This is a genomic window from Haloferax sp. Atlit-4N, from assembly GCF_003383025.1.
GTDB lineage: Archaea > Halobacteriota > Halobacteria > Halobacteriales > Haloferacaceae > Haloferax > Haloferax gibbonsii.
Genome location: NZ_PSYY01000003.1, coordinates 205,463 through 223,876, shown reverse-complemented (window position 1 = coordinate 223,876; position 18,414 = coordinate 205,463). Strand labels below are relative to the sequence as shown.

Below are 18,414 nucleotides of genomic sequence, written 5' to 3'. Positions count from 1 at the left end.
GCTGGCGCTCGTTCGCCGCTCGCGCCCGATCTCCCCCCGCTACTGCGACGAGAGTCCGTTCCCGGCTATACGGTTGTCGGTCGTTCAACCGTGAACTACTATCAGAAAGCAATTTTATATTGGTATTTGATTGCTCTCAGTCAGTCGCTTTTGGGGCCTCATCTATATGTTTATAAAAATTTAATACTCTAGGTTAGATAATATTTTTAGACATATAGGGTGGGAAACCGAGTTTATATTAGTTTCCTCGTCTATTATCTGGCGGACTCCACTGTCGGGAAATCTATCTTTTCTTAAAAGTATAACCTTTCCTACTGGCCTATTCTTCCTCTCTGGACGCTGCTCCGAACCGTGTCTCCGGCTTGGTTGCGACTGACCGGTTCGCCCCATTCCACCTCCCAGAAGTGGTTTTGAAATCGGGGATCCAGTTGACAAATATCGCATCTTCGACCCCTACGACCACGCGCACAACGCCAGAACCGATGCACAGCGCTTACAATCAGCGCTCGATGACCGAGACCGTGAACTCGGCTGTCAAGCGCTCGGCTTCGCCGTGTGAGCGCGTTCGTGGTTCCGTGAGTTCCGAGAAATCGCTCTGATGTGTGTTGTCTATAACATCATGCGGCCTGTAATACTGTAAATTCCACCCCTGTATGGCGATTCAACACAGTCGTTTCCCGCTTCACCTTCCAAGTTCTACCGGTCAAAACGACGCTGTCTAGTGATTCACGAGTGCCGCACAGTCCTAACAAACTATTCGCAGCAGAGGGTTTCAACGGAGCTGACCGACGATAATTGTCGCCGCCGCGCCGCTCATTTGCTCACCCTACTCACTTTTCCGACCACTCGTACACGTCCGGACGCGCGTGCTGGAGCGTCTGCATATCGCGGCGAATCTCGTCCAGATGCGACAGGTCGATAGTCGCCGTGACGACTTCCTCGCGGTCCCGCGCCTTCGAAATCACGTTCCCCCACGGGTCGACGACGAGCGTGCGGCCGTAGGTCTCGACCCACGACGGCTTGTCGCCGATTTGGCCGGGCGCGATGACGTACGCCTGATTCTCGATTGCTCGGGCGCGAAGCAGCGGCTCCCAGTGGTCTTTTCCGGTGTGCATCGTGAACGCCGACGGGACGAGAAGGACGTTCGCACCGGACTGCGCCATCGTCCGGTAGAGTCCTGGGAACCGGAGGTCGTAGCAGATAGAGAGGCCGAACGTCGCGAGATCGGTGTCGACCGTCACCGCTCGGTCGCCGGGGGCGACGTGGTCGGACTCGCGGTGTTCGACGCTCCCGTCGAGTTCGATGTCGAACAGGTGGACCTTCCGGTAGGTGTCGAGCACCTCGCCGCTCGGGCCGATGAGCGCCGACGTGTTGTACACCCGGTCGCTGTCCGGAATCCGCTCGAAGAAACTGCCCGTGTGGACGAAGACGCCGTGTTCGCGGGCCTTCTCCGAGAAGCGCCGCACCGTGGGCCCGTCGAGCGACTCCGCGACCTCGGCGAACCGCTCCTCCGGGCCGATGAAGGTTGTCATCTCCGGGAACGCCACGAAGTCAGCGCCGTCGGCCGCAGCCTCGTCGAGGAGGCCGAGCGCCTGCTCCACGTTCGCCGCCTTGTCGTCTTGCGAGTCTAGCTGGCACGCGACCGCCACGAATCGGGTCATCTCGTCGGGAAGCTACGCGGACCGACGGTATGGTAGTCACGGTTACTCGCTCGGGTCGAACTCCAGATAGACGAGTCGCTCGTCTCCGACCGTCAGCCCCGGTCCTCGGGGGATAGTCGCGGCACAGCCGGCAGCAATCTCCGTCCACGTCCCGTCGTCCAGTTCGAAGTCGAGTGCCCTGGAGACGACGTAGATGTCGTGGGCGTTCTGATAGCCGTCTGGCCCCGGGCTCCCGCGGTCGTCGTCCGTTCCCATTCCGTTCCAGCGTCGCTCGCGTGACCGCCACGTCGCGTAGTTCGACCGACTCCGTGCGACCGGCTTCGAACGCCGTGGATTTCGCGTCACTAAGCTTCGTGACGACTAGCTCGTCGGCCCCGGTACTGTCTGACATAAAATACGTTCCTCCAACGTGTTCGCATCTCTTTCGCCGGCACCGAATCCAGTTACAAACATATATGAAAATTTTGTGGACACGGTTTGTCTAACACTTGAGATAGCTATTGACTGCTGTCGGTTCGCCGGCCCGCCGGCCTCACAGTCTGCGAAGCGAACCACGGGCGGCCAGATGCCGGGTACGGCTCGCATCCCCCCACCAAACACCACCAAGATTATGATCTCTTAGCCGTCTCACATACGCGAGTATGGTCTCGACTCCCCGATTCAGGGCCCTCCCTCCGGTATGGAACGCCGCGCTCGCCGGAGTGATAGCCTCGCTCCCCGTCAGTACCGTGGTAAACTGGCTCCCGAACTCGGAGGCAACCGCCGGTGCCGGTATGATGATATTCGGGGCGTTCATCGCGGGAGCCGTCGCCGCGGTACGCTCGACGGATTCGGACGCCGCCGGACTCCGCGCCGGACTCCTCGGTGGCGTTCTCGAACTGTTTGTATTCGTCGTGACGGCAGGCACGACGGCGGCGTGGCCGCTGTCCAGAGTCGCGTTCTTCGCGTTCGCCGGCGGAGTCGTCTTGTGTCTCGCCCCGCTCTTCGGCCTGGGGTGCGGTCGAATCGGCGGGTGGGTGGTTCGAACCGTTGCCTCAGGGCGGAATTCTCCCGCGAGTACGTCTTAGCTTTCTCGCGGTAGCTCACATCGAGTTACCAATCCTTAACGATATATCTGGAACTGATATATTGGTCGGCGTGATGCTCGATTCCGGGTTCGAACATCACCTCGATTCTCCCAGCGACGAGAGTGCGAACCCGTCCAGCAACAATGGTGGTGTTCGCTCCTCAGCGGGAACGGTCTTCGCGGCGACGCGCGTCGCTTCGCTCACTCGTCGACGGGTTCGAGCGGGTCGGTCTTTCCCCACCGCGCCGACGCGCCCTCGGTCGGGGCCGCCCACTCGACGGCGTTGTCGATGACCAGTTTGCCCTCGTCTTGGTGGAAGATGGGATACTATTCGTGTCCCGGCCGGAAGGCGAAGATTCGCCCGCGGCCGCGCCGGTAGCAGACGCCCGAGCGGAACACGTCGTCGTGACCAACTGTACGGTCGAACATGGCCACGGCGGCGTCGTCATCGGGAGCGAGACTGCCGGCGACGTGCGGCACGTCACCGTCACAAACTGCACCTTCACCGACACCAACTGCGGCATCCGCATCAAGTCCAAGCGCGGCTGCGGCGGGACAGTCGAGGACCTCCGGTTCGACACCATCGTTATGCGCCGCGCCGCCTGCCTGTTCGTCATCAACGGTTACTACCAGACGGACATCGACAGCGACCCCAAGCCCGTCATCGACGACGCCAGCGAACACTACCTCGTTCCCCTGTCGCTGTCTCCGGGGTGCTACACGACGTACCGGAGAAGCTGAGACGGCGATTTGGGCGACGGTCCGACGCCCCGACACGAACGCCGGAACGAACCACCAACATATCGGGGATATAGAGAAAATACTACATCCAATACCTGTCTTCACGGCTGGACAATGGACGCACGTGTCTCGGAGTGCGTCGATGGATACCCAATCAAGGCGAGACTGCGCTATCCGAGAGTAAACGACTCTCACTCGCTGTGCTCGGTGAAACGCCCGTACTGACGCGACCGACTTGAACACCACATGATGTTCCCTCATTCGTGCCGCCGCCGCGGGAGTCGCGGACGAACACGTATCCGATACCGCGGTTCTCACGGGCTAGCGCACAGATTCAGGGTTCTGCTCTGTCTGCTGTTCTCTTCGGGCCGGACGTATCGAACAGACCGTTCACTCCTGTTTCAAGTGGGGAGATATGCCACCGGAAGTCAGAAATTATCAATATTCTATTATACACTGAATTCATAGATAAATCGCTTCTTTCGACTGTCGGTTCACCGTCTACTGGGCGCCGGTTGCCGGATACTCTTCGGTGTCGGTTCCGCGTACGCGGCCACCACCTTTTCGTCCGAGGAGTCGCTACCCCCGACGCCATGGGCGTGATGAGCAAGCTTCGACAGTTGCTCGGACTCGTAGAGGGCCACGAAGACGAAGTCGCCAAACAGATCGGCAAGCGGACGAAGGTGAGCGAGGAGAAGGCCAAGAAAGGCATCGAAAAGGCGACCGACACGGTCAAAAACGGCTCTGACTCCGGTTCGGGCGACCGGAGTAGCTACTGACTGGTGGTGGTGTAACGAGTCGTGACGGGCGGTCGAGCGGGGGACAGTCAGGCACCCCTGACCGCTCGACGGACGAGTTTTCAAGTCGGTCGCAAACGCCGAGGGCGGCGACGTCGGCGGCGACACCTACTTCTGGTTCGACCAGTTCGACGACCTGATTCACGCGACGTACCGTGGCGGAACCGTCAGGCTGGGCCACCTCGTCGGTCTCCGCCTCGACGACACGCTCGACTTCCGGTACTCCCACGTCACCGAGGGCGGGACGACCGCGACCGGCCACTCGACCGACCGCATCGAGCGACTGGGCGACGGTCGCCTCCGCCTCCACGAGGACTGGTCGTGGGACTCGAAACCGGGCTCCGGGACGAGCGTTCTCGAAGAGCTCACCGACGAGGAGCGGGCGGGGCTGGACCTGTCGCCTGACCCCTTCGACGGACAGTAGTGACGGGGCCCGTGCCCACCTCGCCCTCGTCAATCTGCTAGGGCGCTCTCGGTCTCCTGCTCGGGTACAGACGAGTGGTACACGGCGTCGCCGCCCGAATCGAACAGGTGGAGTCGGTCCGTATCGACGGCGAGTTCGACGGTGTCCCCGGCCGCAATTCGGCTCCGCGGCTCGACCTTGACTCGAATCTCCTCGTCGCCGAGGCGACAGTGCAAAAGCAGTAGCTCTCCGAGCGGTTCGGTGACCGTCACCTCGGCGGTGAACGACTCTGACACCCCGGCGCGGTTCGAGACGAGGGACACGTCTTCGGGCCTGACGCCGAGCGTGAGTCCGTCGTCGTCGATACCGTCGAGTCCCGAGCCGGCGGGAAGTGTGAGCGAAAGCCCCGGTGCCGTTGCGACGTGTTCATCCCCTCGCTGTCGGACCGACGCGGGGATGAAGTTCATCGCGGGCTCGCCGACGAACCCCGCGACGAACTGGTTCGTCGGGTAGTCGTACAGCTCCTGGGGCGCAGCGACCTGCTGGAGCCTCCCGTCTTCGAGTACGGCGACCCTGTCGCCGAGCGTCATCGCCTCCGTCTGGTCGTGGGTGACGTAGACGGTCGTCGTTTCGAGGTCGCGGTGGAGCTTGAGTAACTCGGCGCGCATCTGGACCCGCAGTTTCGCGTCGAGGTTCGAAAGCGGCTCGTCCATCAGGAACACGTCCGGCTCGCGGACGAGCGCGCGGCCGATAGCGACCCGCTGTCGCTCCCCGCCCGAGAGTTCCTTCGGTTTTCGGTCGCGGAGATGCGCGATGTCGAGCGTCTCGGTGGCATCTTCGACGCGTCGCTCGATTTCGTCGCGGGAGAACTCGCTCGCCGATTTCATGCCGAACTTCATGTTCTCGGCCGCCGTCATATGGGGGTACAGCGCGTAGTTCTGAAACACCATCGCAATGCGTCGGTCCTTCGGCGGCACCTCGTTGACGACGCGGTCGCCGATGGCGATAGAACCGTCCGTCACCGATTCGAGGCCGGCGAGCATCCGGAGCGTCGTGGATTTCCCGCATCCCGAGGGGCCGACGACGACGAGGAACTCGCCGTCGTCGATTTCGAGGTCGATACCCTTCACGGCGCGCACGTCGTCGTACGTCTTCCGTAGGTTCTGAATCGTGATGTCTGACATGGTGAGTTCGCTATTTCTGTTGGATGGTGAGTGTCCGCAGGAGCGGTCGGTGCAGCACGACGAGCACCACGAGCGGCGGGAGCAATGCGAGGACCGCACCGGCCATGATGAGCCCCCACTGCGTCAGCCCCGCCTGCGCGGAACCCTGGAGGTACCGAATCCCGACCTGGACGACTTGACTGCTCTTGTCGGTCACGACGACCAGCGGCCAGAGGAACTGGTTCCACGTGTAGATGAACGTGATAACGCACACCCCGGCTATCATCCCCCTCGACATCGGGATGAGCACCCTGAACAGGAAGGTGAGCGGGCCGACGCCGTCGAGGCGCGCGACCTCGACGAGTGAGGCCGAGATTCCCATGAACTGCTGGCGAAAGAGGAAGACGGCCGTCGCGCTCGCGATGTACGGCCCGGTCAACGCCAGGAGTGAGTTCGTCCAGCCGAGGTCGGCCATCAACTGGAACAGCGGGACGATTCGAACCGGCACCGGCAACAACAGCGTCAGCAGGATGAACATGAACACCGCCCGCTCGTACGGGAAGCGGTAGTAGACGAGCGCGAGCGCCGCGAAAAGCGAGAGCGTGACCTTCCCGACGACGACGATGACGCTCATCACGAACGAGTTCAGCATGTACGTGCTGAAGTCGTAGTTCACGAGTGCGTCCGAGTAGTTCGAAAGCCCCTTCGACCCGAGGCCGAGGTTCGTCACCTGATACACCTCCGTCGTCGACTGCGTGCTCATGATAACCGCGAGCAACAGCGGCGACGCCATCAGGAGAATCGAGAAGACGATGCCGCCGTGCAGCAGCACATCGTCGGGTAGTCGGTGGACGAGCCGTCTCGCGTCGATGTTCGTGGTGTCTGTTTCTGTTGCCATCTCGTTATCCTCCGTACCGCCCGTACCCCGACGCGAACCGAAGTTGGAGGTACATCAGAATCGACACGACGACGAACAGAATCACGGACTGCGCGGACGCCAGCCCGAGGCTGTTGAACTGGAAGGCGTCGCGGTAGAGCTTGAATATCAGAAAGTTCGTGGCGTCGCTGGGACCGCCGCTCGTCATCAGGTCCACGAGCGGGAACGTCGAGAAGAACGCGTATATCGTGTTCATGATGACGAGGAACGTCATGGTCGGTGCGATCATCGGCACGTACACCTTGTACAGCATCCTGAACCGACCGACACCGTCGATACGGGCGTTCTCAGTCAGTATCTCGGGGATGTTGTTCAGCGCGGCGACGATGAAGATGATGTTGTAGCCGAGCTGCTTCCAGACCGCGACGACCGCGAGTATCGCAAACGCCTGCGGGCCGTCGTTAAACCAGTCCAGCGTAAAGGGCGTCAGAAGCTCGAGGTAGTGGGTGAAGATGCCGAGGTTCGGGTGCAGGATGAAGTTCAGGAGAATCGCGGCGACCGCCGGCGGGAGCGCGTACGGCCAAATCGCGGCGACGAGATACACGGACGACCGGACGTCGACGGAGAATATCAGGTAGCCTATCAGCAGCGAGACGCCGAGCGTTCCGAAGACGACGACCGCCGCGAACGCGACCGTGACGAGGAAGCTGTACCGGTAGACGTCCGAGGTGAGCAGGCTGACGAAGTTCCCGAGCCCGGTCCACGTCTGTCGCTGTCCGAGGAACAGCGTCTCGTAGAGGCTGAGACGGAACGTCTCGAGCGCGGGGTAGTACAGGAACGCGACGAGGACCGCCGCCGTCGGGAGTAACAACAGCGCCGCCTGAAGCGTCGAATCGTACGGTTTTGTGGCAGTAGACATGTAAATAACGTGTCGGGGGAGCCTACTCGCTCCCGTCGTAGTTGCCGTTGTAGCCGGCGAGTGCCTCGCCGACCTGCGTGTCCATCCGCGACAGCCCCTCCTCGACGCCGAGTTGGTCGTTGATGATGCTGACCGATATCTCCTCGTTGATGGACCGGGTCTTGGGGAAGACGCCCATCACTGCGCCGCGCGTCGCGGGCGTATCCTCGGTGTCCTGTAGCTGGTCGAACGCCGTGCTGAAGTTGGGGTTGTTCTCGAACCAGCCGTCGTTCGTGAGTCGGTCGATGGCGCTCTGCCGAACCGGGAAATAGCCGCTGTTGCGATGCCAGCGCGCCTGTTGTTCGGGCTGTGTGACGTAGGCGATGAACTCGCCCGCGGCCTGCTTCTTCTCGTCGGCGAGGGCGTCGGGAACCCACAGCGACCCCCCGCCGATGACGACGCCGGTGTTCGCGCCGTCGGGCGTCGGCAGGTAGCCGGAGCCGAGTTCGAAGCCGTTCTCCTTCGCGCCGGACTGCATCGAGACGATGTTCGACGTGGAATCCCACAGCATCGGCACCTTCTGGGTGAGAAACGCCTGTCGCGCCTCTCCCCACGCCTCGATGCCGGGGTTGAGATAGAGGCCGTCTTGGGCCATCTGCTTCCACCAGGAGTAGACGCTGCGCCCCGCCTCGGAGTTGAAGAACGTCTGGTCGGGTCGACCGTCGCGGCCGTTTTCCTGGTTCACGAGCACTTGGTCCTGCTTCGCGAACTGCTGTTCGATCTGCATCCACGTGTGGTTCGGCCAGCTGATTCCGCTCTCCATGTCGGTCTGGTCGACGATGGTCTGTGCGGCCTGCCGGACTTCCGCGAGGCTCCGCGGCGGGCTTTCGGGGTCGAGGCCGGCCGCCTCGAACGCGCTCTTGTTGTAGAGCATGATGGTGTTCGAGGAGTTGAACGGCATCGAGTTCAGCGTCCCGTCCATGCGGTAGTAGTTCAAGACCGACGGCAGGAAGTCGTCGAGGTCGATTTTGTCTTCGGGCAGAATCTCCTCGACTGGCGTGAACGAACCGCTGTCGAGCGCGAGTCGCGTCCCGACCTCGAATATCTGGACGATTCCCGGCGGGTCGCCGGCCCGCGACGCTTGCAGCGACTGATTGAGATTCTGTCGGTAACCGCCGTTGTTGACCGCCTCGATGGTGATTCCGTCGTGCTGCTGTGAGAACTCGCTGGCCATGTCTTCTAGCGTCTGGCCGAGTTCTCCCCCGAAGATATGCCAGAACGAGACGCTTACGTCTTGAGCGCCCGACGAGCCGGCCGTCGTTCCCGACTGTTCGGCGCTCCCGCCCCCGGTCTGGGTGGGTGAATCGCCTCCGCCGGAACAGCCCGCGAGTCCCGCGACGCCGACGGCCCCCGCCGTTGCGAGGAATCCGCGCCGACTGGTTGTGCGTCCGATAGCTCGGTTCGTCATTTCGGCTCGTTCGCCGTCAGGGCCATTTTCAGGCATGTATCGGAACATATCCGAACACATAATTTAAATTTTACTATTATATCCCAAATAATTAGACATATGTTGTTCTCTGGTGTGACTCGTACCGCTCTGATTGGGGTATAAAAACCACGTCGGCATCGAGCGTCGAGTCGGAGTCACGGACACGGCCCCGTGGTGACGACGTCCCATCGGTCGACGGTGAGGGCGTCGACGCCGACCGACTGGAGGGTCGTCGCAGTCGATTCGTCGTCGACGGTCCACGCGTCGACGAGCAGGCCGGCGTCGTGCGCGCGCTCCACGAGGTCCGTGGAGGTGCACAGGCCGTGTTCGACGTGGACGAAATCACAGCCCCGTTCTGTCGCCCACGCCAACTCCGCGGAAACCTCGTCGCGGAACGAGTAGCCGACCTCGGCCGACGTCGGCGTCTCCAGCGCGATACTGACCGCTTCGCGCGACGGCGACGAGAAGACGACCCGCTCGTCGAGCGTCTCGACGGCCGCTAAGGCGTCTTCGACGAGCCCCGGGTCACGGGTATCGAGGTTCATGCCGGTGCCCGCGGGCCACTCGTCGACCACCCGCTCGAAGCGCGGAATCGTCGCTTCCGACCCGCCGACTCGAAGCGCTGTGAGGTCGTCGACGGCGGTTTCGGCGAGTTTCCCCGAGACCGTCGTCAGCCGCGACAGGTCGTCGTCGTGAAACGCCACCAGTTCCCCCGAGCCACAGCGCATCACGTCCACCTCGACGAGGTCGACGTGGGGGGCAGACTGCTTGACCGCGGGAATCGTGTTCTCTGGATACTGGCCCGCACAGCCTCGATGCCCGATAGTGAGCATACGATACGTCACCGGCAACGACTTATCAACCGTGCTATGATAGCAACGTACTGAACAGATTACTATTGAGACAACATAGCAGTCACAATATACGAGTCCCGGCCAAGCCGGTGTATGGTTGACGACCGTTACCTGTGGACCGCGATTCGGGCGGCCGAGGTCGCCGGCGACGAGTTACGGGCCCGCTTCCGGTCGGGGTCTCGCGGGCGGTCTCGCGACCGCCCGGCGGACGAGGCCGCCGAAGAGCGCATCATCGACGTGATAGCAACCGCGTTTCCGGACGACAACGTCGTCTCCGAGGAGTGCTCTCCGGAGTTCCGCCCGAAGCCGCGTTGGGTCATCGACCCGCTCGACGGAACGGTCAATTTCCACAACGGCGTGCCGCACTTCTCCGTCTCTGTCATGTACGAGGGTGCGACACGGCCCGACGTCGGCGTCGTCAACTACGTTCCGGCGGACCAGTTGTACGTCGCGATTGAGGGCGAAGGCGCGTTCGTCAACGGACGGAAGCTCTCGGTCTCGAACGCCGCGGAGCTATCGGACGCGCTTGTCGTGACCGGATTCGACTCGCTGGCCCGAGCGAACGGCGACGGCGCGTATCTCGAAGCGCTCTGCGAGTCGACGCGAGGCGTTCGACGGATGGGATCGGCCGCCGCGGAGTTGGCGCTCGTCGCCGCCGGCCGCTTCGACGTGTACTTCGAGCAGAACCTCGATATGTGGGACACGAGAACTGGCCCGCTCCTCGTCCGCGAGGCCGGCGGCGAGGTGACGCACGTCGAGGCGATAGACGACGTGACCGGCGACACCGTCGTCGCGTCCAATCAGGCCCTCCACCGGCAGGTCATCTCGCTCATGTCGCAGCACAGCGCCCTCGGGTGAGTGACGCGTCTCGGACTGGTGGTTTGGACGTTTGGCAGCCCGGCAGTTTGGCGGTTCGGCGGTTCGCCAGCACTCTCAGCCGTCTCTCGCTTCTCGGCGCTTGACGGCCTCCGGGTCGAAGTCGTTGACCGCGCGGTTCGGTTCGAGGCCCGCCCGCTCGACGACCTCGATGTCGGCCGCCGGCGACTGGCCGTCGGTCGTCAGGTAGTCGCCGGTGAGGACGCCGTCCGCGCCGGCCTCGAACGGCAGGTGTTGCTCGTCGGGCGCGAGATTCGCCTCCCGGCCGCCGGTCAAGCGGACGCGCGCGTCGGGGTGGAGCAGTCGGTAGACTGCGACGGTCTTGACGAGTTCCGTCGTCGTGATGTCGGCGTGGTCGGCGTCGCCGAGCGGCGTCCCGGGGACGGGGTTGAGCACGTTCACCGGGAGTGACTCGACGCCGATTCTCTGGAGTTCGATAGCGGCGTCGACGCGGTCGGCCGGCGTCTCGCCCATCCCGAGGATGACGCCGGCACAGAGGTCCATTCCCGCGTCTTTCGCCCGGCGGAGCGTCACGAGTCGGTCCTCGAAGTCGTGGGTTCCGACCACCTCGTCGAAGTACCGCGGCGAGGTCTCGATGTTGTGGTTGTAGTGGTTCACGCCCTCGTCGGCGAGGATTCGCGCTTCCTCCTCGGTGAGCAGGCCGAGCGAGGCGTCGATTTCGACGCTCGTCTCGTCGCGGACGAGTCGAATCGCCTCCAGCACGTCCGCCCACTCGTCGGGCCGGCGCTCCTTCGAGACGCCCTTCTCGGCGACGACGATGCCGAACCGCTGTGCGCCGTCGCGTTCGGCCCGCCGCGCGGCGTCCAACACCGCCTCCGGTCCGAGAAAGCTGTGCGTTTCGACGCCGGTGTCGAAGTGCGCCGACTGCGCGCAGAAGCCGCAGTCCTCGGCGCAGTCACCGGCCTTGGCGTTGACGATGGAACAGGCGTCGACGGTCCCGTCAGAGCGGACGGAACGGACGTAGTCGGCCCCCGCCGCGAGAGGCTCGACCGGCTGCGCGATGAGCGCTACCCCGTCGGTCCGGTCGAGTTCCTCGCCGCCGAGCACTCGCCGCACCGCGTCGTCGACAGTCGGGTTTCCAGTCTCGTAAACCATATCCCATCTCTAAGTTGACGAGTTCAAAAACCCGTTGCCTCGTCGACATTCACTGCCCCGGTCGTCGACTCTCCGACAAGGTGCCTTCCCTGCTGGCATCACAACACTATTCGAGCCACTGGCGAAACTCGTACTAGTTCTATGGCTCTCTCGGATACCGACGTCTCCGACGTGGTCGACTCGCTCTCCCTCGACGAGAAGTGCTCGCTCGTGCGCGGTGCGGCGGACCCCGAGGGGACGGCGACGGGCTACGTCCCCGGCGTCCCCCGACTCGACATCCCCGAGCTTCGTCTCGCCGACGGGCCGCTCGGGATTCGTATCCCCGGTCGCTCGTCGACCGCCTTTCCGGCTTCTATCGCCGTGGCGTCGACGTTCGACCCCGAACTCGCGCGGCGACAGGGCGTCGCGATGGCCCGCGAGGCCAAAGCCAGCGGCCAGCACGCGGTTCTCGGTCCCGGGCTGAACCTCGTTCGCGTCCCCAACTGCGGGCGCAACTTCGAGTACTACTCCGAGGACCCGGTCGTGACGGCCGATTTCGCCGCCGCGGCCGTGGAGGGCCTCCAGTCAGAGGACGTCATCGCTACGCCGAAGCACTACGTCGCCAACAACCAGGAGACGAAGCGACTCGTCGTCAGCGCCGAGGTCGGCGAGCGGGCGCTCCGAGAGCTCTATCTCCCCGGATTCGAGGCGGCCGTCGAGGCCGGCGCGGGGTCGGTCATGACCGCGTACAACCGCGTCAACGGGACGCACATGAGCGACCACCGGCGGCTCGTCACCGAGGTACTGAAAGACGAGTGGGGCTTCGACGGCTACGTCGTCTCCGACTGGTTCGGAACCGCGAGCGCCGTCGGTGCGGCCACCGCCGGCCTCGACCTCGAAATGCCGGGTATCTCGCTCGAAGCGCTCCACGAGGCGTTCGGGATCGACCCCGACGCCGAGATGCTGGCGGAGGGCGACGACGAGAGCATCCCGGCCGGCGAGACCACGACGCCCAAGTTCGCGACCGAACTGAAACCGGCGGTCGAGTCCGGTGCGGTCCCGGCCGACCGCCTCGACGATATGGTCGCGCGAATCCTCGGGCAGATGGCCCGTATCGGCCTCCTCGACGGCGAGTGGGGCGACGGCGGCGCGCTCGACACGGCCGAACACCGCGACCTCGCGGCGACGCTCGCCGCCCGCGGCACCGTTCTCCTGAAGAACGACGACGGGGCACTTCCGCTTTCCGACGACGCCGACGTCGCGCTCGTCGATCCCGGTGTCGCGGAGGCGATGCTCGGTGGCGGCGGCTCCTCCGAGGTCACCCCCGCCCGCGAGGTCTCGGCGCTCGAAGGAATCCGCGCCCGGACCGACGGCTCGGTCGCGTTCGAGCCCGGCGTCGAGCGCGTCGTCACGCCCTCGTTCTTCGACGGCGGGGACGCCGACTCCGATGGCGACGCCGAGGACTTCCCCGGCGGGAAGACGCCCGACGTTGACGCGGCGGCCGACTGCGCCCGCGAGGCCGACGTCGCGGTCGTCGTCGTCAGGGACGCGACCACGGAGGGCGCGGACCGCGAGACGCTCCGACTCCCCGGCGGACAGGACGAACTCGTCGCGGCCGTCGCCGACGCCGCCGACCGGACCGTCGTCGTCGTCCAGTCCGGCGGCCCGGTCGAACTGCCGTGGCGCGACTCGGTCGACGCCATCGTCGAGTCGTGGTACCCCGGACAGGCCGACGGCGACGCGCTCGCGTCTGTCCTCTACGGCGACGCCGACCCAGCGGGCCGCCTCCCGGTCACGTTCGCGCCCGAGGGGTCGTATCCCGCGGCCTCCGAGGTACGATACCCCGGCGTCGACGACGAGGCGCGGTACGACGAGGGCGTCTTCGTCGGTTACCGACACTTCGACGCCGCCGACGCGGACGACGAGCCGACCTACCCCTTCGGCCACGGGCTCTCGTATGCGACCTTCGAGTACGGCGAGGCGGAGGTGCGCGGCGACGACGCAGTCGCGGTCGAGGTGACGAACGCGTCCGACCGCGACGGGAGAGAGGTCGTCCAGGCGTACGTCCGGCCGCCGACCGTCGCGGGCGTCGAGCGCCCGACGCGAGAACTCGCCGGCTACGCGGCCGTCGAACTCGCCGCCGGCGCGACCGAGACGGTCGAACTCACCCTGTCCGAGCACGCGTTCCGAAGATACGACGACTCCGAGGGGTGGACTGTCGACGCCGGCGACTACGTCATCGAGGTCGGTCGCTCGTCTCGCGACGTTCGAGCCGAGACGACGGTGTCACGATAGACTGCCGAACGAGCTATTCGGTGCGCTTCAACCGTTCGCGCCGCCGTTCGAACTCGTCGTCCGAGAGTTCGCCCCGCGCGTAGCGGGTTCGGAGGACCGACAGCGGCCGTTCGTTGGGTTCGGTCTCCCGCCGCTTCCCGAGGGCGAAGACGAGGTACAGCGGAACCGCGAGCAGTAGCCCCATCCAGAGGAGTCCCCAGAGGCCCATCCCGCCGCCGAAGAGCCCCCAGCCGCCACCCATCATGCCGCCGCCGTACCCGCCGCCCATGGCGGCGGCCGTGCCGGTCGCCGCGACCAGTAGCGGGACCGCGAGCATCGCGAGTCGGCGAGCAGTACGTCCGTGGTGCGTGTCACATTGTGTCATATTTCGAATCGGTGAGTTGCGGTGTTCTGTCGAGGCGATTCAGCCGGTCAGAGCCGTCAGCAGTGGCCCTGTCCGTACATTCCGCCGTTCTGCCCGTACATTCCGCCGTTCTGTCCGTACCTTCCGTGGTCGTGGTCGCCGTCAGCCATGTCCCGGGCCATCTCGTCGACGGTCACGCCCATGTGCGACTCCATCCACTCGACGCTCTCCGGTCCCATGTGTTCGGTCATCTGCGACTCCATCCATGCCGCCCACTCGGCGGCGGTTCCGCCGGCCGGGGCCGCGTCGTCGACAGCCGTTTCGTCGCCGTGTGCGCTGACCGCGGGCGCGGCGACCGCGAGTCCGACGATTGCGAGCACCGCGAGCAGCCAGCGGCCGAGTTTGACGTTGGTCATTGTGTTTCTCCTCGGTTGGTCGTAGGGTCGCTCCGGGGTTATCGGGATGGGTGTGAACTCTGCGCTGAGAGCGTTCGAGAACGTTTATACTGCGCTCTAATCGTTTTTCAGAAACGAGACCGTTCATCCGCGCCGAATTCGTCGGTGTCGGGTTTCTCCGCGTACTCTCCCGTACCGGTTCGGGCACCCCGCGGGAGAAGAGACGCCGCGGCGGTCGGCTACGGCGCTTGGTTCTGCTGTAACTCGTCGCTCGGATAGATTCGATACGTCCGCCCCTGTCGCTCGCGGTACAGCAACCCGCGTTTTTCGAGGGCGCTCACCGTCTGGCTCACCTTGCTCTTCGAGAAGTCAGAGCGGTCCCGGAGTTCTATCTGCGTGATACCGGGCGAGGTGAGAACCGGTTCGAGCACCCGGCGCTCGTCCTCCGGCAGGAGGTCCAGCACGCGAGTTCGCGGGTGCGACGCCGAGGGACTCGTTTCCTCCGATTCCTCGGCTTCCGCCGGCGGTTCGGACCGCTCTCGCTCGGTCGGATTCACCGTCTGGTCCTGAACGCGCTCGCTCGCGTCCGCACCGTCGAGCGCGTCTCGAACCGCGAGATACCCGCCGCCGATGACGGTCGCGGCGAGGACTGTCCCGAGGACGTACCACAGCGGGTTCGTTCCGTGAACGGCCCCCATCGACGTTCCCATATCCATCATCGAGCCCATCTGCTCGAACGCTTGCTGTCGCTGGTACGCCTGCCAACTGAGCGCCCCACCGATGAGAACGGTGCCAGCGACGAGCGCGCCGACGACCGCGTCGGCCCGTCGCCGATTCATCCGTCCCACCTCGGTTCGCCGTGGTGCTCGTTCATGCACGGTGATTGGAGCGACACCGGTGTACCAGTTGTGATTGCCTCGTCCACTCCTGCGTGCGCTCGGTGGGGTCCGGGATGACCCGCGATGTTTTCGATTCCAAGATACCGACCGTCTCAGAGCCGATGTTTCGAAGGGAAAATCCGCATAAGGTCGGAGAGCGTACGTTTCTGTGTACGTCGGCGACTGTCTCCGTCGAGGGATACCCGCTGACCGTGAACAGAGAGCCGAAGTCGCGTGATACGATGCGCTTCTCGCGTCTGCGAGAACCTAGACGGTTCGAGGACCGCATGCCGCTCGACGACCGCCTCGCCGCCCGCTCCCGAATCTCCATCGCCTGACCGCGCCGCGCTGTTTCAGGCTCCGGACAAGATACGGGGAACGGCACCACCCACCAATCCATGAGCACCCACCCAGACCACGACCACGATGCTTCGTCGCACCACCATCGCCAGGCTCACACCGACCATTCGGGCCACGAACAGATGTTTCGGCGGCGGTTCTGGGTGTCGCTCGCGCTGTCGTTGCCGGTCGTCTACTTCAGCGAGTTCGTCCAAGGTGTCTTCGGCTACACCGCACCGACGTTCCCCGGAAGCGTCTGGATTACGCCCGTCCTCTCTATCGTCGTCTTCGCCTACGGCGGTGTGCCGTTCCTCTCGATGGCTCGGACCGAACTGGAAAGCCGCGAACCGGGGATGATGATGCTCATCTCGCTGGCGATTACCGTCGCGTTCGTCTACTCGATTGCGAGCCTGTTCATCGAGGGGACGACGCCGTTTTTCTGGGAACTCGTCACGCTCATCGACGTCATGCTCCTCGGTCACTGGATGGAGATGCGGTCGGTCCGGCAGGCTTCCGGGGCGCTCGACGAACTGGCCAAACTCATGCCCGACACCGCCGAGCGCGTCACCGAGCGTGGAGACACAGAGGAAGTCCCCGTCTCCGCGCTCTCGGAAGGCGACGTCGTGCTCGCCCGGCCCGGCGCGTCGGTTCCCGCCGACGGCGAAGTCGTCGAAGGCGAGTCGTCGGTCGACGAGTCGATGATTACGGGCGAGTCCCGCCCCGTCGACAAGGACGCCGGTTCGGAGGTCATCGCCGGCACGGTCAATCAGGACGGGAGCCTCCGCGTGAGGGTCACGAAGACGGGAGACGAGACGGCGCTGGCGGGCATCATGCGTCTGGTCGAGGACGCCCAGCAGTCCAAATCCCGCACGCAACTCCTTGCGGACCGCGCGGCGGGGTGGCTGTTCTACGCCGCGCTCGCCGTCGCGGGAGTCACGGCGGTCGCGTGGGTTCTCGCGGTCGGGTTCAGCGTCGGCGTCCTCGAACGCGTCGTGACGGTTCTCGTCATCGCGTGTCCGCACGCGCTCGGTCTGGCGGTCCCGCTCGTGGTCGCAATCAACACCTCGACGGCCGCCCGGAACGGGATGCTCGTCCGCGACCGAATCGCCATGGAAGAAGCCAGACGCCTCGACACCGTCGTCTTCGACAAGACGGGCACGCTCACGAAGGGCGAACAGGGGGTCGTCGGCGTCGAGACCGCGGGCGACTGGGACGAGACGCGGGCGTTCGAGGTCGCCGCGGGCGTCGAGGGCGACTCGGAGCACATGATCGCCCGCGCGATTCGGAACGCCGCCGCCGACCGCGACGTTCGACGGGCCACGGTGTCGGACTTCGAGAACCTCCGCGGACTCGGCGTCCGGGCGACCGTCGACGTTCGACAGAGCGGCGCTCCGTCGAGCCAACCAGAACCCGAATCGGGTTCTGGTGACGGTGAGACGGTGCACCTCGGCGGCCCCAACCTGATAGACCAACTCGGTGTCGAGCGCCCCGACGACATCGCGTCGTTCGCCGACGAGGCCGGCTCGAACGCGCGGACCGTCATCTATCTGATTCGCGACGAGTCGGAGGTCGTCGCGGCGTTCGCGCTCGCCGACGTCGTCCGCGAGGAGAGCCGGCGGGCCATCGAGGCGCTGCACGCGATGGGAATCGAGGTGGCGATGCTGACCGGCGACTCCGAGGACGTCGCGCGCGCCGTCTCTGCGGAACTCGGCATCGACCAGTATTTCGCGGAGGTCCTGCCCGAGGAGAAAGACACCAAAATAGCGCGGCTCCAGTCCGAGGGGAAACGGGTCGCGATGGTCGGTGACGGGGTCAACGACGCACCGGCGCTCGCGAGGGCGGACGTCGGCATCGCCATCGGCTCCGGCACCGACGTCGCCATCGAATCGGGCGATATCATCCTCGTCGACAACGACCCCGTAGACGTGGTTCGGCTCGTCAAGCTCTCGAAGGCGAGCTACCGAAAGATGCAGGAGAACCTCGTCTGGGCAACCGGCTACAACGTGTTCGCGCTCCCGCTCGCTGCCGGCGTCCTCGCGCCCGTCGGTATCCTCCTGTCGCCGGCGGTCGGCGCAGTGTTCATGTCCCTGTCGACGATTATCGTCGCTATCAACGCCCGCCGGCTCCGGGGCGTCGACCTCTCGGCCTGATGGGAGGCCGTCTGTGCTATAGCCTCCGGTTGACGGGTCGTACATATCTCCCATTCCGCGTGCTTTCACACGTAGGGTACACGTTCATTAGCCG

General features: G+C 64.5%; 16 protein-coding genes and 4 pseudogenes. 8 read left to right on the top strand and 12 right to left on the bottom strand.

Annotated features, from left to right (window positions below; all coding sequences use genetic code 11):
* Positions 1–424: 424 nt before the first annotated feature.
* Positions 425–640 (top strand): annotated as a pseudogene (locus C5C07_RS16465) (IS5/IS1182 family transposase); the annotation flags it as partial.
* Between the two features lie 190 nt (positions 641–830).
* Here C5C07_RS16465 and C5C07_RS16460 read toward each other — a convergent pair.
* On the bottom strand, positions 831–1,661 hold the full coding sequence (locus tag C5C07_RS16460) for a carbon-nitrogen hydrolase family protein (protein WP_115805584.1): 831 nt from the start codon (positions 1,659–1,661) through the stop codon (positions 831–833).
* Positions 1,662–1,703: 42 nt separating this feature from the next.
* On the bottom strand, positions 1,704–1,916 hold the full coding sequence (locus C5C07_RS21920; protein WP_233510423.1) for a hypothetical protein: 213 nt from the start codon (positions 1,914–1,916) through the stop codon (positions 1,704–1,706).
* Between the two features lie 386 nt (positions 1,917–2,302).
* On the opposite strand from C5C07_RS21920, the gene C5C07_RS16450 reads away from it, so the two are divergent.
* Positions 2,303–2,728, top strand: coding sequence for a DUF5518 domain-containing protein (locus tag C5C07_RS16450; protein ID WP_115805583.1), 426 nt, complete (start codon positions 2,303–2,305; stop codon positions 2,726–2,728).
* A 200-nt stretch (positions 2,729–2,928) separates the two neighbouring features.
* Here C5C07_RS16450 and C5C07_RS21915 read toward each other — a convergent pair.
* Positions 2,929–3,129, bottom strand: a pseudogene (locus tag C5C07_RS21915) (trehalose utilization protein ThuA); the annotation flags it as partial.
* Here C5C07_RS21915 and C5C07_RS16440 point away from each other — a divergent pair.
* The 3 genes and pseudogenes from C5C07_RS16440 to C5C07_RS22170 all read left to right on the top strand — a co-directional run.
* A pseudogene (locus tag C5C07_RS16440) lies at positions 3,121–3,396 on the top strand (glycosyl hydrolase family 28 protein); the annotation flags it as partial. The pseudogenes C5C07_RS21915 and C5C07_RS16440 sit on opposite strands and share 9 nt — an antisense overlap.
* Positions 3,397–4,070: 674 nt before the next feature.
* A complete protein-coding gene (locus tag C5C07_RS16435; RefSeq protein ID WP_233510419.1) occupies positions 4,071–4,247 on the top strand; it encodes a hypothetical protein in 177 nt (58 codons plus the stop codon).
* Between the two features lie 64 nt (positions 4,248–4,311).
* Positions 4,312–4,689 (top strand): annotated as a pseudogene (locus C5C07_RS22170) (hypothetical protein); the annotation flags it as partial.
* 29 nt (positions 4,690–4,718) lie between these two features.
* On the opposite strand, the gene C5C07_RS16425 reads toward C5C07_RS22170, so the two are convergent.
* The 5 genes from C5C07_RS16425 to C5C07_RS16405 form a co-directional block, all read right to left on the bottom strand.
* Positions 4,719–5,852, bottom strand: a complete 1,134-nt coding sequence (locus C5C07_RS16425) for an ABC transporter ATP-binding protein (protein ID WP_115805581.1) — start codon at positions 5,850–5,852, stop codon at positions 4,719–4,721.
* Positions 5,853–5,862: 10 nt separating this feature from the next.
* The gene (locus tag C5C07_RS16420) at positions 5,863–6,729 is read right to left on the bottom strand and encodes a carbohydrate ABC transporter permease (RefSeq protein ID WP_008097192.1); all 867 of its coding nucleotides are present in this window, start codon (positions 6,727–6,729) and stop codon (positions 5,863–5,865) included.
* A gap of 4 nt (positions 6,730–6,733) precedes the next feature.
* Entirely contained in the window at positions 6,734–7,627 is an 894-nt protein-coding gene (locus tag C5C07_RS16415) for a carbohydrate ABC transporter permease (RefSeq protein WP_115805580.1), read from the bottom strand.
* 22 nt (positions 7,628–7,649) lie between these two features.
* Positions 7,650–9,122, bottom strand: coding sequence for an ABC transporter substrate-binding protein (locus C5C07_RS16410; protein ID WP_083864327.1), 1,473 nt, complete (start codon positions 9,120–9,122; stop codon positions 7,650–7,652).
* A 128-nt stretch (positions 9,123–9,250) separates the two neighbouring features.
* On the bottom strand, positions 9,251–9,928 hold the full coding sequence (locus C5C07_RS16405; RefSeq protein WP_115805579.1) for a glycerophosphodiester phosphodiesterase: 678 nt from the start codon (positions 9,926–9,928) through the stop codon (positions 9,251–9,253).
* A 114-nt stretch (positions 9,929–10,042) separates the two neighbouring features.
* On the opposite strand from C5C07_RS16405, the gene C5C07_RS16400 reads away from it, so the two are divergent.
* Entirely contained in the window at positions 10,043–10,807 is a 765-nt protein-coding gene (locus tag C5C07_RS16400; protein ID WP_115805578.1) for an inositol monophosphatase family protein, read from the top strand.
* 75 nt (positions 10,808–10,882) lie between these two features.
* Here the strand turns inward: C5C07_RS16400 and bioB are convergent, their stop codons facing one another.
* On the bottom strand, positions 10,883–11,941 hold the full coding sequence (gene bioB, locus C5C07_RS16395) for a biotin synthase BioB (RefSeq protein WP_115805577.1): 1,059 nt from the start codon (positions 11,939–11,941) through the stop codon (positions 10,883–10,885).
* 141 nt (positions 11,942–12,082) lie between these two features.
* Here bioB and C5C07_RS16390 point away from each other — a divergent pair, with 141 nt between their 5' ends.
* On the top strand, positions 12,083–14,215 hold the full coding sequence (locus C5C07_RS16390) for a glycoside hydrolase family 3 protein (RefSeq protein WP_115805576.1): 2,133 nt from the start codon (positions 12,083–12,085) through the stop codon (positions 14,213–14,215).
* 13 nt (positions 14,216–14,228) lie between these two features.
* On the opposite strand, the gene C5C07_RS16385 is transcribed toward C5C07_RS16390, so the two are convergent.
* From C5C07_RS16385 to C5C07_RS16375, 3 genes are all read right to left on the bottom strand, one after another.
* Positions 14,229–14,579, bottom strand: coding sequence for an SHOCT domain-containing protein (locus tag C5C07_RS16385; RefSeq protein WP_115805575.1), 351 nt, complete (start codon positions 14,577–14,579; stop codon positions 14,229–14,231).
* 56 nt (positions 14,580–14,635) lie between these two features.
* Positions 14,636–14,974 (bottom strand): hypothetical protein, encoded by a 339-nt coding sequence (locus C5C07_RS16380; RefSeq protein WP_049968786.1) that lies wholly within the window; start codon positions 14,972–14,974, stop codon positions 14,636–14,638.
* A gap of 218 nt (positions 14,975–15,192) precedes the next feature.
* Positions 15,193–15,792 (bottom strand): MarR family transcriptional regulator, encoded by a 600-nt coding sequence (locus tag C5C07_RS16375; protein ID WP_049968787.1) that lies wholly within the window; start codon positions 15,790–15,792, stop codon positions 15,193–15,195.
* Positions 15,793–16,229: 437 nt separating this feature from the next.
* On the opposite strand from C5C07_RS16375, the gene C5C07_RS16365 reads away from it, so the two are divergent.
* Positions 16,230–18,320 carry a heavy metal translocating P-type ATPase gene (locus C5C07_RS16365; RefSeq protein ID WP_394338706.1) on the top strand — a complete coding sequence of 697 codons (2,091 nt, stop codon included), beginning with the start codon at positions 16,230–16,232 and terminating at the stop codon, positions 18,318–18,320.
* The last annotated feature ends 94 nt before the right edge of the window (positions 18,321–18,414 follow it).